Genomic DNA, 14139 nt, shown 5'->3' with positions numbered 1-14139 from the left:
CTGCCCGGCAGGGCAGAGGGGGGCGTCTCGCACCAACGCCTCAGCCAAAGGCGCCGAGACTCCTCACCCATTCACCAACGCCAGCAATTCCTCGGTGTAGCGCTTGCCCATGACCTTGTCGGGCGACAGGGCATCGCCGATCGCCGCAACCTCCGCCGTGCTCAGCTCGATCGCCGCCGCCGCCGTGTTCTGCTCGAGATGGCGGATTTTCCGCGCGCCGGGGATCGGCACGATGAAATCGCCCTGGTGCAGCACCCAGGCCAGCGCCAGTTGCGCCGAGGTCACCCCCTTTTCGGTCGCCAGCTTCTCCAGCGTAGCGACAACCTTGGCATTGGCTTCCATGGCGTCGGCCTGGAAGCGCGGCAAGGTACGGCGCCAATCGTTGTCATCAAGCGTTTCCGGCTTGGCGATCGTGCCGGTGAGCAGGCCACGGCCGAGCGGGCTGTAGGGAACGAAGCCGATGCCGAGTTCGCGGCAGACGGCGAACACATCGTCCTCGGGGTCACGGCTCCACAGCGAGTATTCGCTCTGCACGGCCGCGATCGGATGCACCGCATGCGCCCGGCGGATGGTGGCGGCACTCGCTTCCGAAAGGCCGAGCGCGCGCACCTTGCCTTCGCGCACCAGCTCGGCCATGGCGCCGACCGTATCCTCGATCGGCACGTTCGGGTCGACGCGGTGCTGGTAGTAGAGATCGATGACATCGGTGCCCAACCGCTTCAGCGACGCCTCGGCGACGGCCTTGACGTGCTCGGGGCGGCTGTCGACACCCGCCATCCGATCGGTGCCGGTGCCTTCCTCCAGGATCTTGAAGCCGAATTTGGTGGCGATCGTCACCTTCTCGCGCACCGGCTTCAGCGCCTTGCCGAGCAGGATCTCGTTCTCGTAGGGCCCGTAGACCTCCGCCGTGTCGAAGAAATTGACGCCGATCTCGACGGCGCGATGCAAGGTGGCGATCGCCTCGGCTTCCGGCTGGCCGCCATAGCCAAAGCTCATGCCCATGCAGCCGAGGCCGACCGGGAAAACTTCCAGTTCAGTACCGAGTTTGCGGGTTTTCATCACGCGTCTCCTTGTTGCGATGCTCAGGAGATAGCGCCTTGCCTTATGTTCGATAATCGGCTCATATGTGCACGGGGCATTCGAGAAAATAGATCAATGAACCGAGCACATCTTTCACAGCTTGCGGTGCTGGCAACTGTTGCCCAATGCGGCAGCTTTCGCGGCGCGGCCAGGGAACTGGCGATCGCGCCGTCGGCGGTCAGCCATGCCGTATCCAGCCTTGAGGCGCGGCTTGGCGTGCGGCTGTTGGCACGCAGCACCCGCAGCGTTGCCCCGACCGAAGAGGGCGCGCGGTTGCTGGAACGATTGCGGCCGGCCCTGTCGGAGATCGATCTGGCGCTGGAGACGGCGGTCGAAGCGCGCGACCGGCCGGCCGGCAATCTGCGGCTCAGCGTGCCGCGCACGGCAGCACACCTGGTGCTGACGCCACGGCTCGGCGCCTTTGCATCAGCCTATCCCGATATCGTACTGGAGATCGTCATCGAGGACCGCTTCACCGACGTGGTGGAAGGCGGTTTCGATGCCGGCGTGCGGCTTGGCGAAAGCCTGCAACGCGACATGATCGCGGTGCGCATCGGGCCCGATATCCGCGGCGCCGTGGTCGGTGCTCCCTCCTATTTCGACACCATGCCCAGGCCGCGCCATCCGCGTGACTTGTCCGACCATCGCTGCATCCGCTTCCGCTTCTCCAGCGGTATTCTCTATCGCTGGGAATTCGCCAAGGATGGCGAGGAGATCGAGTTGGCGGTCGAGGGACCGTTGATTCTCGACGAAGACCAACTGATCGCCCAGGCGGCGGTCGACGGGACCGGGCTTGCCTTCGTCTTCGAGGATTATGTCCGCGGGCCGCTCCGCGATGGCCGGCTCGTTCGCGTGCTGGAGGATTGGTGTCCATCCTTCGACGGTTTCTTCGTCTACTATCCGAGCCGCCGCCAGATGCGTCCGGCGCTCAGGGCTTTTGTCGATTTCTTCAAGGTGAGCGGATAGGCTCTCCTCTCCCTTGTAGGGAGGGTGGAAGAAAGCCGACGCGGCATTCGTTCGCCTTCCATGCGAGCTTCGATCATAAATACCCCGACCCGCTACGGCTGGGCGGCAATCCTGCTTCACTGGCTGATCGGGCTGGTCTTCATCGGCCAGTTCGCACTCGGTTTCGTGATGGTCCGCATCAGCAGCCAGCGCGCGGCTTTCGAGCTCATCCAGTTGCACAAGTCGCTGGGATTCCTGCTGCTCGGCCTTGTCATCCTGCGCATCGCCTGGCGGCTCGGCAATGCGGCGCCGGCCTTGCCTTCCTCGGTCGGAACCTTGGAGCGCCGGGCGGCGCCGCTCGCTCATCTGGCGCTTTACGCTTTCCAGCTTGCTCTGCCTCTGTCCGGCTGGGCGCTGGTCTCGGTCTCGACGCTGGAGATCCCCAGCATGCCGTTCAACCTGTTCGTGATGCCCAATCTGCCGCTTGCCGAATCCGACGCCGCCGAAAATTTCTGGGCGGCTGCGCACTGGTATCTCGCCTATGCCGCCGCCGCGCTCGTGGCGCTGCATGTCGCAGCGGCATTGCGCCATCATTTCCGGCTGAAGGACGATGTGCTCGCGCGCATCGTCACGCCTTCCTCAGGCCGGGAATAGAACGGGTTTTGGCCTCGTTTGTAAGCGAGGCGCGAAGAGCGTTGCCTCCAAAAAGGAAATAATCTCATGTATGCGCGCATCCTCGGATCGGCGGTCCTTGCCACTTGCCTTGCCTTGCCCGCCTGGGCAGCAGTTGTCCTTGGCGATGCCGCCGGCAGCTATACGATCAGCCAGGCTGCCTCCTCGATCCGCTTCACCATCGGCAAGGCCGGCGGCGGCGGGTTCGATGGCTCCTTCGCCCGCTTCAAGGGAACGATCCGCATCGACAACAGCGATGTCGGGCGCTCGAAGGTCGACCTCACCATCTTTCCCGAAAGCGTCGGCACCGGCCAGGGCCGCATCGACGCCTTCCTGCGCTCCGACGCGGTGTTCGACGCGGCCAACAGCCCCGAAATCCAGTTCCGCTCGACCAGCGTGACCCGCACCGGCGATAGGACGGCCCTCGTCACCGGCCGGCTGACGGCGCGCGGCAAGACGTTTGCGGAAAAGTTCACCGCCGAGCTCGACAGCCTCAAGTCCGGCACGATCAAATTCCACGTCACCGGCAAGGTGCTGCGGTCGCGCTACGGCATGGATGTTGGCACGCCGCTCTATTCCAATGTCGTCGACTTCGACATGACGCTGACGGGAAAGAGGAGTTAGCCTTGGCGAGTTGGTCATGCCGAGGCGAAGCAAGAAACGAAGCGATGCAGCGCAGATGACGGCGGCGCAGATTGGCTTTTTCCCTGAATTAGGGCACACCTCCATCGACATAATCGACATGGAGAAGCCTGATGTTCCGATGGGGTGTATTGTCGACGGCCAAGATCGGCCGCGAGCAGCTTTTGCCGGCGATCGTGGAGGCGGAGAATGGCGTGCTGTCCGCCATCGCCAGCCGCGATCACTCGAAGGCTCGTGCGCTGGCCGACCGCTTCGGCGCGCCGCATGCTTTCGGTTCCTATGAGGAGTTGCTCGCCTCGAGGGAGGTTGACGGCGTGTATATCCCGCTGCCGACATCGCAGCATGTCGAATGGACGGCCAAGGCCATCCAGGCGGGAAAACATGTGCTGGTCGAAAAGCCGTTGGCGCTCGACGCCAAGGACATCCCGCCGCTGATCAAGCTGCGCGACCAGAAGAAGGTGCTGGTCTGCGAAGCCTTCATGGTCGTCTACCACCCGCAATGGATCAAGGTGCGCGACCTCATCGCCAGCGGCGCCATCGGCCGGCTGCGCCACGTCCAGGGCGCGTTTTCCTATTACAATGTCGACCCCAACAACATGCGAAACCAGCTCGATCTCGGCGGCGGCGCGCTGCCCGACATCGGCGTCTACCCGACCGTGTCGACGCGCTTTTCCACCGGCAAGGAACCGCTGCGCGTGCAAGCGACGATCGAGCGCGACAAAAAATTCGGCACCGACATCTATTCCTCGATCCGCGCCGATTTCGGCGACTTCGAACTGTCCTTCTATCTCTCCACCCAGATGGCCGCGCGCCAGGTGATGGTGTTCCATGGCGAGAACGGGTTCATCGAGGTGTTCTCGCCCTTCAATGCCGGGCTCTACGATCACCACCGCATCGAGCTGCACAATCAGAACCACACCGAGGCGCAGGTGTTCCGATTTCCCGGCACGCAGCAGTATCGGCTGGAGGTCGAGACCTTCGCGCGGGCGGCCCAGGGCGGCAAGGAGCGGGTCTTCACGCTGGAGGAATCCGTGCTCAACCAGAAGGTCATCGACGCCATCTTCCGCGCCGGGGGCAAGGACGGCTGGGAGGCGGTCTGACCAGCATTGATATAAATCCGGTTCGGGATCCATACATTAGCCAGCTAAGGGGAGGGGGAATTGGCTGACGACGCGGATGTGATCATTGTCGGCGCCGGCCTTGCCGGGCTGGTTGCCGCGGCGGAGCTGGCCGAGGCCGGCAAGAAGGTCGTCATCGTCGACCAGGAGCCGGAACAGTCGCTGGGGGGCCAGGCCTTCTGGTCGTTCGGCGGCCTGTTCCTCGTCGATTCGCCCGAGCAGCGGCGCATGCGCATCCGCGATTCGCACGAGCTGGCGCTCGAGGACTGGCTGGGCACCGCCGCTTTCGACCGGCCGGAGGATCACTGGCCGCGCCAATGGGCGGAAGCCTATGTCGGCTTCGCTGCCGGCGAGAAGCGCTCCTGGCTGCTCGAGCGCGGCATGAAATTCTTTCCCGTGGTCGGCTGGGCCGAGCGCGGCGGCGGCAATGCCATCGGCCATGGCAATTCCGTGCCGCGCTTCCACATCACCTGGGGCACCGGTCCCGGCGTGCTCGAGCCCTTCGTGCTGCGCGTACGCGAGGCCGAGAAGCGCGGATTGATCTGCTTCAAATTCCGTCATCGGGTCAACGAACTGACGCGGACCGGCAACGCCGTGACCGGTGTGCGAGGTGACATCCTCGAGCCGAGCACCGTGGAACGCGGCCACAAAAGCTCGCGTGAGATATCAGGTGATTTCGAGCTTCGTGCGCAGGCCGTGATCGTCGCTTCCGGCGGCATCGGCGGCAACCATCAGCTGGTCCGGGAAAACTGGCCCAAACGGCTGGGTGGGGCACCCAGGCGCATGATCACCGGCGTGCCCGATCATGTCGACGGCCGCATGCTGGCGATCACGGAAAACGCCGGCGGCAGCGTCATTAACCGCGATCGCATGTGGCACTATGTCGAGGGCATCAGGAACTGGGCGCCGATCTGGACCGACCATGCGATCCGCATCCTGCCCGGTCCGTCCTCACTGTGGCTCGACGCGCGCGGCAAGCGCCTGCCGGTGCCGCTTTACCCCGGTTTCGATACGCTCGGCACGCTCAGCCACATCATGAGCACCGGCTTCGATTATTCCTGGTTCATCCTGACCAAAAAAATCATCCAGAAGGAGTTCGCGTTGTCGGGCTCCGAGCAGAACCCGGACCTGACCGGCAAGAGCTGGCGCCAGGTGCTCGGCCGCGCCACATCAGGCATTCCGGGGCCCGTCAAAGCGTTCATGGACAAGGGTGAGGATTTCATCATCGAGGCCGAACTGCCCGATCTGGTGGCGCGCATGAACAAGCTGGCCGGCGGTGAACCGCTGCTCGACGTGGCGCAAGTCGAGCGCGAGATCCGCGCCCGCGACCGGCAGCTCGACAATCCCTTTTCCAAGGACATGCAGATCACCGCGCTGCACGGTGCGCGGGCCTATCTCGGCGACCGGCTGATCCGCACGGCCAAGCCGCACAAGATGCTCGATCCCGCCAACGGCCCGCTGATCGCGGTCCGCCTCAACATCCTGACCCGCAAGACGCTGGGCGGCCTGCAGACCGACCTCGAAAGCCGCGTGCTGAGAGCGGATGGCGAGCCGGTTCAGGGCCTCTATGCGGTCGGCGAAGCCGCCGGTTTCGGCGGCGGCGGCGTGCATGGCTATGCGGCGCTGGAAGGCACGTTCCTGGGAGGCTGCATCTTCTCCGGCCGCAGCGCCGGCCGGGCGGCGGCGCGTTCGGTGGCCTGAACTCCGGACAGCCGCATTTCGGGACAGGATTGCATTGCGGATAAGCCGCGCGATCAGACCGGCCGGCCGAACGGATTTCCGGCACACGCTGGCTTGGTCATCTTCTGTCAATTCCCATGCGAGGAGCTCTCACCAGATCCACTCGCCCCTTGCCGAGCGCCGACACCGCCTCGACGATGCGCGTGAAGCTGGCGCGGGCGCGGCCGACCGTGTGCCTCGCCCTGAGATAGCCGTGCACCAGCCCTTTCTCCTCCAGCCAAGTGGCCCGCCCGCCGGCCGCAACGATCCGGTCGCGATAGGCCTCGCCGTCCGACGACAGCGGGTCGCACTCGGCGGTGATCAGCACCGTTGGCGGCAGGTTGGCGAAATCGGCGTCGGCGAGCGGATACAAGGTGATGTCGCCGGTCTGGTCCACGCCGCCGGTACGGATGTGCTTGTAGAATTCCAGGTCGCGCGTGGTCAGCATCGGCGCTTCGGCGTGCCTCACATAGGAACCGCGCGAACGGTCGCCGCCGAGCCCTGGATAGATCAGCACCTGCCCGATCGGCCTCTTCGCGTGGCCGCGCGTGGCATGGCTGACCGCCGCGCAGAGATTGCCGCCGGCGCTGTCGCCACACAGCAGGACCGGTTGCGCATAGGAAGCTGCCGCCCATTCGAAGGCGTTCATCGCGTCGTCGAAGGCGGCCGGATGCAGATGCTCCGGCGCCAGCCTGTAGTCGACCGAGACCACCTCATAGCCGGTGCGGCCGCAAAGCTCGGCACAGACGTCGTCATGGCTGTCGAGCCCGCCAAGGATGAAACCGCCGCCGTGGCAATAGAGCACCGTTGCCGTGGCCTGCGATGCGCTGCGGTAGATGCGGATCGGGATATTGCACGCCGGCCCCGCAATAGCGGTGGTTTCCGCTGTCACCCCCTCGGGATAGCCGGCAAAGAACTCCCGGCACATGCGGTCATAGATCTCGCGCTGTTCGGCAATCGTGTAGTCGATCGTATCCGGCGGATAATAGGAACTGGTCCGCTCGATGAAGGCCCGGGTCTCGGCGTCGATGAGGATTTTGTAATCGGTCATCTTGACTGGGCCAATTGCCAACGTCGAGTCTGCGCGCCCCCCTCTGGCCTGCCGGCCATCTCCCCCTCAAGGGGGGAGATCGGATGTCGCGAAGGCTTTCGCCAACCTTCTACGTCGCCGGAAAAGCGCCGAGCCTGAAGCTGCCAATCTCCCCCCTTGAGGGGGAGATGGCCGGCAGGGCAGAGGGGGGTGCTTGGCGCTGTCATCTCCGCAGAGTCACTTCCCCTTCCAAACCGGGTCGCGCTTTTCGGCGAAGGCCCGAAAACCTTCCATGTTGTCCTCAGAACCATAAAGCGCGTCCACCGTCGCTAACTGCCGGCGCGTCACTTTGTTCATCGCGTCCTGGAAGGTGAGCGCTTCCGCCACGCGCGCGGTTTCCTTGATCGCGGCGAAGACAAGCGGTGGGCCGCTGGCGAGCAGGCGGGCGATCTCCCAGACACGGTCTTCCAGCTTCTCCTTCGGCAGCACCTCGTTGACCAGGCCCCAGCGATGCGCCTCGGCAACGTCCATCCAGCGGCCGGTGAGCAAAAGGTCCATGGCGACATGGTAGGGGATGCGCTTCGGCAGCTTGATGGTCGCGGCGTCGGCAAGCGTGCCGGCGCGGATCTCCGGCAGCGCGAAGGAGGAATGGTCGGAGGCGTAGATGAGGTCGCAGGACAGCGCCAGTTCGAAGCCGCCGCCCACCGCCATGCCGTTGACGCAGGCGATGACCGGCTTGTTCAAGTCGCGCAGTTCCTGCAGCCCGGCAAACCCGCCAACGCCATAATCGCCGTCGACCGCATCGCCGCCGGCGGCCGCCTTCAGATCCCATCCGGCGCAGAAGAACTTGTCGCCTGCGGTCTTGACGATGGCGACCCGCAGTTCCGGATCGTCGCGGAACGCCTTGAAGGTCTCCCCCATCAGCCGAGAGGTCTTGAGGTCGATGGCGTTGGCCTTGGGCCGGTCGAGCGTGACCTCGAGGATCGAACCTTCACGGCGGGTCGAAATGACGTCAGGCATTCTTGTTTTCTCCCAGCACCAGAAGCGCGTCGGCGATCCAGGCGCCCTTGCCTTCCGCGCAGACGATCAGCGGATTGATGTCGAGTTCCTCGATCTCGCCGGCATTCGTCTGCACGAAGGCAGCAATGCCCGAGATGGCGTCGATGGCGGCCGCGATATCGGCCTTGGGCCGGCCACGGTAGCCTTCGAGCAGCGGGAACAGTTTGAGGCCGCGAAGTGCGGCCTCGATGTCGTCGCGCGTCGCCGGCAGCATCAGCGTCACGCTGTCGCGCAAGAGCTCGACCAGGACGCCGCCGGTGCCCAGCGTCATGACAGCGCCGAACATTGGATCGCGGGTGAAGCCGACGATCAGCTCGGCGACGCCGTCGCGCACCATGCGCTCGACATAGAGGCCCGTGCCGAGCGGCAAAAGGTCGTGCGCCGCCGTGCTGACGGATTCGGCGTCCCTGAGGTTGAGCCTGACAGCGCCGACCTCGGATTTGTGGGTGACACCCAGCGCCTTCAGTGCGACGGGGAAGCCGAGCGCCATGGACGAGATCACCGCCTCGACGGCACTGCCGGCGCGCTCGCCCTTGGGCACGGGCAGCCCGGCCTTGATCAGCCGCGCCTTGGCTTGCGCCTCGTCGGGCGTGACATGCCCGCCGCCGGCAGCACCGGAGGCGGAGGTGTCGACCGGCTGCGCCTGCGGCTCGCGCCAGGCCCAGCCAATGAAGGCGGCCGCCTGGGCGGCATCCATCGCCTCGGAGATGCCGAATAACGGCACCATGCCCCGCGCCATCAGCTCGGCGGTGTATTCCTCGGGCAGGTTCTCGGGCAGTGACGAGACGATCGCGCCATGCGCCTTGTTGGTCTTGAGCGCCGATTCGAAGGCGCGCAGCGTCGCCCACCAGTCGGTCACCGAGCAGCGGTCCGGGCGCGGAAAGTCGAGCACCAGCATGTTCAAATCAAAGCCGCCCGACACCATGGCGGTGAAGGTGGCGGTCATTGCCGGTTCGTTGTTCCAGATGAAGGTGTGGTAGTCCAATGGATTGGCGACCGCGACCAGTGGCCCGAGCGTCGACTTGACATGGGCGCGGTGTTCTTCCGTCAGCACCGGGAAGTTGACCCAGCGGCCTTCGGCGCTGTCGGCCATGACCGACGCCTCGCCGCCCGAACAGCTCATCGATGACAGGCTGTAGCCGGGCAGCGGGCCGGTGACATGCAGCAGCTTCAGCGCCTCGATGAAGGCGGGGATGGAATCGACGCGCGCGATGCCCAGGCGTTTCAGGAAGGCCCCGGACGCTGCGTCGGAGCCGGCGAGTGACGCGGTGTGCGAGACGGTCGCTTGCCTGGCCTGTTCCGAGCGGCCTACCTTCATGGCGATGATCGGCTTTTTCAATTCCCTCGCACGTGCCGCCAGCCGCTCGAAGCCGGCTACCGAATCGAAAGCCTCGATGTGCAGGCCGAGCGAGGTGACGCGCTCGTCCTCGATCAGCCCGAGCGCCATTTCGGAGAGCCCGGTCTGCGCCTGGTTGCCGGCGGTCATCAGGAAGGCGATCGGCAGGCCGCGCTTCTGCATCGTCATGTTGATTGCGATGTTGGACGACTGGGTGATGATGGCCACCCCCTTGCCCCCGTCGGCCAGCCTGATGCCGCCATGCTGGTCGGGCCACAAAAGCGCGCCGTCGGCATAGTTGATCAGACCGTAGCAGTTCGGCCCGATGATCGGCATCTGGCCGGCGGCGGCGACCAGTTCGGCCTGCAGCCGCTCGCCATCGGCGTCATAGGCTTCGGTTTCGAGGAAACCGGCGGCAAAGCAGACCGCGCCGCCGGCGCCGCGTTCGGCCAGCGCCTTGATCACTTCGATGGTCAGGTGTCGGTTGACGCCGACAAAGGCGGCGTCCGGTGCGCCGGGCAGGTCGGCGACCGAACGATACGCCTTGCGGCCGGCGACCTCGTCCTTGCTCGGGTGCACCGGCCAGATCTCGCCGGCAAAGCCCATCTTGATCGACTGTGCCACGACCGCGGCGGCCTGCGCGCCGCCGAACACGGCGATCGATCTAGGGCGCAGAAGGCGTTCAAGCTTGTGCATCGATCAGGCTCCGAACGGGCGCAGCAGCGCCCGCGAAATGATGTGGCGCTGGATCTCCGACGTGCCTTCCCAGATGCGCTCGACGCGCGCATCGCGCCAGATGCGCTCCAGCGGCAGGTCGTCCATCAGCCCCATGCCGCCATGGATCTGGATGGCTTCGTCGGCGACGAAGGCAAGCATTTCGGTGGCCTTCAGCTTGGCCATGGCCATGTCCTGGTCGGTGACGGTGCCCTGATCGTACTTCCAGCCGGCTTCGAACACCATCAGGTCGGCGGCCTTGAGCTCCGTCGCCATGTCGGCGAGCTTGAACGACACGCCCTGGAACTTGCCGATCTGCTGGCCGAATTGCTGCCGCTGCGCGGCGTATTCGAGCGCGTGGCCAAGCGCCCGCTCCGCGCGGCCGAGACAGGTGGCGCCGACCTGCAGGCGCGTGGCCCCGAGCCAGGAATTGGCGACGTCGAAGCCTTTGTGGACTTCGCCCAACACCTGGCTTGCCGGAAGGCGGCAATCGTCGAATTCCAGGATGGCGTTGGTGTAGCCGCGGTGCGAGACGTTGCGATAGCCCTCGCGCACCGTGAACCCCTTGGTGCCCTTGTCGACGAAGAAGGCGGTGATCTTCTTGCGTTTGCCGCGCGGCGAATCCTCTTCGCCCGAAGCCATGAAGACGATGGCGAAGTCGGCGAGATCGGCGTGGCTGATGAAATGCTTGGTGCCGTTCAGCACCCAATCGCCGCCATCCTGAACGGCCGTCGCCTTCATACCGCGCAGGTCCGAACCGGCACCCGGTTCGGTCATCGCCAGGCAGTCCCATTTCTCGCCGCGGATGCAGGGAAACAGATATTTTTCGCGCTGCTCCGGCGTGCCGGCCAAAAGGATGTTGGAGGGGCGCGCGACGCAGGTCCAGTGCAGCGCATAATTGGCGCGGCCGAGTTCCTTCTCGTAGAGCAGCCAGGTCACCGTATCGAGCCCGGCGCCGCCGACGTCGGCCGGCATGTTGGCGGCATAGAGCCCGGCTTCGATCGCCTTGGCCTTGAGTTCCTCGATCAGTTCGCGACGCAGCACGCCGGTGCGCTCGACCTCGCGCTCATGCGGGTAAAGCTCATTCTCGACGAAGGCGCGCGTCGTCTCGACAATGAGCTTCTGTTCCTCCGACAGACCGAAATCCATGGTCTCAGCCTTTCTTCTTTTTCTTTGGCTTTTCCGCCTTCTTCACCGGCTTGGAGGCCTTCCCCTTCTCGGCCGCCTTGGACGCAGCCGGCTTTTTCGCCGCCAGCTTAGCCAACTGCCTAGTATAGTCCTTGTGCAGTGCGCCTGCGCCCCAGCCCTTGCCCTTGTTCTGCTTCGAGAGCGCATCCATGATGGCGACCAGATTGTCGTCGCGGATCTTTTCCAGTTCCCGAATCGACAGGCCATGCGCCTGGTCGTCCGACTGCGTGGCGATCAGGTCGACCAGCTCGTCGTTGAACTCCGGTACGTCCATCAGCTTGGTCCACGGCCATTTCAGGCAAGGGCCGAACTGCGCCATGAAATGGCGCATGCCGGCTTCGCCGCCGGCGACGCGATAGACCTGGAACATGCCCATCTGCGCCCAGCGCAGGCCGAAGCCATAGCGCATGATGTCGTCCAGTTCCTCGACGGTGCAGATCCCGTCCTTGATCAGCCACAGCGCCTCGCGCCAGGCGGCTTCCAGCAGACGATCGCCGACAAAGGCCTCGATTTCCTTGCGAATGACGACAGGCTTCATGCCAATCGAGGCATAGATCTCCCTGGCGACCTCGATCGCCTCGGGAAAGGTCTGGTCGCCGCCGACGATCTCGACCAACGGCAGGAGATAGACCGGGTTGAACGGGTGGCCGACGACCAGCCGCTCCGGATGCTTCTTCATCGCCACCTGCATATCGGTCGGCTTGATGCCTGATGTGGACGAGCCGACGATGGCGTTGGCCGGCGCATGGGTGTCGATCTCGGCCAGCACCTTGTGCTTGAGGTCGAGCCGTTCCGGCACGCTTTCCTGGATGAAATCGGCGTCGGCGGCCGCCTCGGCGATGGTCTTGGCGAAGGTCAGTCTGCCCTCCTTCGGCAGGCCGCCTGGAACCATCTGCTTATAGGCGCGGCGCGCGCCCTTCATCACTTCTGAGACCTTGCGCGAGGCTTCGGGATCGGGATCGAAGATCGACACGTCGATGCCATTGAGGAGCAGCCGCGCCACCCAGCCGGCGCCGATGACACCGCCGCCGATGGCGGCCGCCTTGTTGATGATGCTCATTGTCAGGCTCCGGTTCTTTTGCTGGCTGTCTGTGGATCCGACAGAGGCACGCGCTCGCCCGCACGGATCACCGATGGGTCGTAGGCCTTGCGGGCGAAGACTTCGAGCACGAAAGGCCGGAAGAACTCGATCGGCAGCGTCTCGTAGTCCGGATCGAAGCTCGACTGGTCCCAGCGCTCGCAAAACTGGTCGCAATCCTCGAAATAGGCATGGCCGGCGAAGCGGTCGCGCGCGTGGCGGTTGCCGCCGAGATGATGGGCATAATAGAGGCGCTGGAAGTCGCCGTGCTTTTCCACCACCCAGGTGCATTGCTCGCGCACGAAGGGTTTCAGGATCGAGGCGGCATATTCGTCGTGATTGTAGGGCGCGTAGATATCGCCGATGTCATGCAGCAAGGCGCAGGCGATCCAGTCGGTGTCGGCGCCATCACGCCAGGCCCGCGTCGCCGCCTGCAGCGAATGGCCGAGGCGGGTGATCTTGTAGCCCGACAGGCCCTCGTCGAGCTGCACCAGCGCGTCGAGCAGCCGCTCGCCGGTCCTGGCGGCATAGTCGATCTCGTGCGCGGTCAGGAATTCGTAGTCTTCCCTGTCGCCATCCTTCATCGCCGTGAATTTTACGGTAGCCATATCGACCCTCCCTGCGAATAATTTATGCCGCCAGCGGCGCCCGCTTCGTCAGGTTCAGCTTCTTGCGCACCTCTTCCGGGCCGAGGATCCTGGCGCCGAGATTGGTGACGATGCTGGCGGCGCGCTCGACCAACTGCGCATTGGTCGCCAGCACGCCCTTGTCGAGCCAGAGATTGTCTTCGAGCCCGACGCGGACATTGCCGCCGGCCAGCACCGCGGCGGCGGCATAGGCCATCTGATTGCGGCCGATCGAAAAGGCCGACCAGCTCCAGCTCGACGGCACGTTATTGACCATGGCCATGAAGGTGTTGAGGTCGTCAGGCGCCCCCCAGGGCACGCCCATGCAGAGCTGCACCAGCGCATCCGGCTTCAGCACCTTTTCCTCGACCAACTGCTTGGCGAACCACAGATGGCCGGTGTCGAAGGCCTCGATCTCCGGCTTGACGCCGAGCGCGGTCATCATGCCGCCCATGGCGCGCAGCATGCCGGGCGTGTTGGTCATGACATAGTCGGCCTCGGCGAAGTTCATGGTGCCGCAGTCGAGCGTGCAGATTTCCGGCAGGCACTGGCGCACATGCTCCATGCGGTTGGTGGCGCCGCCCATGTCGGTGCCCTTTTCATTCAGCGGCAGCGGCGCCTCGGGCGAGCCGAACACCATGTCGCCACCCATGCCGGCGGTGAGGTTCAGCACCACGTCGACATTTGCCTCGCGGATGCGCTCGGTCACTTCGCGGTAGAGATGAACGTCGCGCCGGGGCTTGCCGGTTTCGGGGTCGCGCACATGGCAGTGGACGATTGCCGCACCCGCCTTGGCCGCGTCGATGGCTGAATCGGCGATCTCTTTGGGCGAGCGCGGCACATGCGGGCTGCGGTCCTGCGTGCCGCCGGACCCGGTCACGGCACAGGTAATGAAAACCTCCCGGTTCATCGCAAGCGGCATGAAACTCTCC

General features: G+C 64.9%; 13 protein-coding genes. 5 read left to right on the top strand and 8 right to left on the bottom strand.

The window, feature by feature from the left end; genetic code table 11:
• Positions 1-63: 63 nt before the first annotated feature.
• Positions 64-1059, bottom strand: a complete 996-nt coding sequence (locus FJ964_RS10985; protein WP_140550404.1) for an aldo/keto reductase — start codon at positions 1057-1059, stop codon at positions 64-66.
• Positions 1060-1155: 96 nt separating this feature from the next.
• Here FJ964_RS10985 and FJ964_RS10980 point away from each other — a divergent pair, with 96 nt between their 5' ends.
• The 5 genes from FJ964_RS10980 to FJ964_RS10960 all read left to right on the top strand — a co-directional run bounded on the left by FJ964_RS10980 (position 1156) and on the right by FJ964_RS10960 (position 6158).
• Positions 1156-2046 (top strand): LysR family transcriptional regulator, encoded by an 891-nt coding sequence (locus FJ964_RS10980; RefSeq protein ID WP_140550403.1) that lies wholly within the window; start codon positions 1156-1158, stop codon positions 2044-2046.
• A gap of 60 nt (positions 2047-2106) precedes the next feature.
• Positions 2107-2679, top strand: a complete 573-nt coding sequence (locus FJ964_RS10975) for a cytochrome b (protein ID WP_140550402.1) — start codon at positions 2107-2109, stop codon at positions 2677-2679.
• A gap of 66 nt (positions 2680-2745) precedes the next feature.
• Positions 2746-3321 (top strand): YceI family protein, encoded by a 576-nt coding sequence (locus tag FJ964_RS10970; RefSeq protein ID WP_140550401.1) that lies wholly within the window; start codon positions 2746-2748, stop codon positions 3319-3321.
• 131 nt (positions 3322-3452) lie between these two features.
• Entirely contained in the window at positions 3453-4439 is a 987-nt protein-coding gene (locus FJ964_RS10965; RefSeq protein ID WP_140550400.1) for a Gfo/Idh/MocA family oxidoreductase, read from the top strand.
• 60 nt (positions 4440-4499) lie between these two features.
• Complete coding sequence (locus FJ964_RS10960; RefSeq protein ID WP_140550399.1) at positions 4500-6158, top strand: FAD-binding dehydrogenase; 1659 nt, start codon at positions 4500-4502, stop codon at positions 6156-6158.
• 97 nt (positions 6159-6255) lie between these two features.
• On the opposite strand, the gene FJ964_RS10955 is transcribed toward FJ964_RS10960, so the two are convergent.
• From FJ964_RS10955 to FJ964_RS10920, 7 genes are all read right to left on the bottom strand, one after another.
• Positions 6256-7227 (bottom strand): alpha/beta hydrolase, encoded by a 972-nt coding sequence (locus tag FJ964_RS10955; protein WP_140550398.1) that lies wholly within the window; start codon positions 7225-7227, stop codon positions 6256-6258.
• A gap of 216 nt (positions 7228-7443) precedes the next feature.
• Entirely contained in the window at positions 7444-8226 is a 783-nt protein-coding gene (locus FJ964_RS10945; RefSeq protein ID WP_140550397.1) for a carnitinyl-CoA dehydratase, read from the bottom strand.
• Entirely contained in the window at positions 8219-10297 is a 2079-nt protein-coding gene (locus tag FJ964_RS10940) for an acetate--CoA ligase family protein (protein WP_140550396.1), read from the bottom strand. The genes FJ964_RS10945 and FJ964_RS10940 overlap by 8 nt, the downstream gene beginning before the upstream one ends.
• Positions 10298-10300: 3 nt before the next feature.
• On the bottom strand, positions 10301-11464 hold the full coding sequence (locus tag FJ964_RS10935) for an acyl-CoA dehydrogenase (RefSeq protein WP_140550395.1): 1164 nt from the start codon (positions 11462-11464) through the stop codon (positions 10301-10303).
• 4 nt (positions 11465-11468) lie between these two features.
• Complete coding sequence (locus tag FJ964_RS10930; protein ID WP_140550394.1) at positions 11469-12563, bottom strand: 3-hydroxyacyl-CoA dehydrogenase NAD-binding domain-containing protein; 1095 nt, start codon at positions 12561-12563, stop codon at positions 11469-11471.
• Positions 12564-12565: 2 nt separating this feature from the next.
• The gene (locus FJ964_RS10925) at positions 12566-13189 is read right to left on the bottom strand and encodes an HD domain-containing protein (protein WP_140550393.1); all 624 of its coding nucleotides are present in this window, start codon (positions 13187-13189) and stop codon (positions 12566-12568) included.
• 22 nt (positions 13190-13211) lie between these two features.
• Entirely contained in the window at positions 13212-14129 is a 918-nt protein-coding gene (locus tag FJ964_RS10920) for a 3-keto-5-aminohexanoate cleavage protein (RefSeq protein ID WP_140550392.1), read from the bottom strand.
• Positions 14130-14139: the final 10 nt, after the last annotated feature.

The sequence above is a fragment of the Mesorhizobium sp. B2-3-2 genome, assembly GCF_006442295.1.
In the GTDB taxonomy this organism is placed as follows: domain Bacteria; phylum Pseudomonadota; class Alphaproteobacteria; order Rhizobiales; family Rhizobiaceae; genus Mesorhizobium.
The sequence above is the reverse complement of the archived record's forward strand: the minus strand, read 5'-3'. Positions and strand labels throughout refer to the sequence as shown.

Coding starts and splice junctions, on each gene's coding strand:
- FJ964_RS10985 (WP_140550404.1), bottom strand. CDS start 1,059: ATGAAAACCCGCAAACTCGGTACTGAACTGGAAGTTTTCCCGGTCGGC.
- FJ964_RS10980 (WP_140550403.1), top strand. CDS start 1,156: ATGAACCGAGCACATCTTTCACAGCTTGCGGTGCTGGCAACTGTTGCC.
- FJ964_RS10975 (WP_140550402.1), top strand. CDS start 2,107: ATGCGAGCTTCGATCATAAATACCCCGACCCGCTACGGCTGGGCGGCA.
- FJ964_RS10970 (WP_140550401.1), top strand. CDS start 2,746: ATGTATGCGCGCATCCTCGGATCGGCGGTCCTTGCCACTTGCCTTGCC.
- FJ964_RS10965 (WP_140550400.1), top strand. CDS start 3,453: ATGTTCCGATGGGGTGTATTGTCGACGGCCAAGATCGGCCGCGAGCAG.
- FJ964_RS10955 (WP_140550398.1), bottom strand. CDS start 7,227: ATGACCGATTACAAAATCCTCATCGACGCCGAGACCCGGGCCTTCATC.
- FJ964_RS10945 (WP_140550397.1), bottom strand. CDS start 8,226: ATGCCTGACGTCATTTCGACCCGCCGTGAAGGTTCGATCCTCGAGGTC.
- FJ964_RS10940 (WP_140550396.1), bottom strand. CDS start 10,297: ATGCACAAGCTTGAACGCCTTCTGCGCCCTAGATCGATCGCCGTGTTC.
- FJ964_RS10935 (WP_140550395.1), bottom strand. CDS start 11,464: ATGGATTTCGGTCTGTCGGAGGAACAGAAGCTCATTGTCGAGACGACG.
- FJ964_RS10930 (WP_140550394.1), bottom strand. CDS start 12,563: ATGAGCATCATCAACAAGGCGGCCGCCATCGGCGGCGGTGTCATCGGC.
- FJ964_RS10925 (WP_140550393.1), bottom strand. CDS start 13,189: ATGGCTACCGTAAAATTCACGGCGATGAAGGATGGCGACAGGGAAGAC.
- FJ964_RS10920 (WP_140550392.1), bottom strand. CDS start 14,129: ATGCCGCTTGCGATGAACCGGGAGGTTTTCATTACCTGTGCCGTGACC.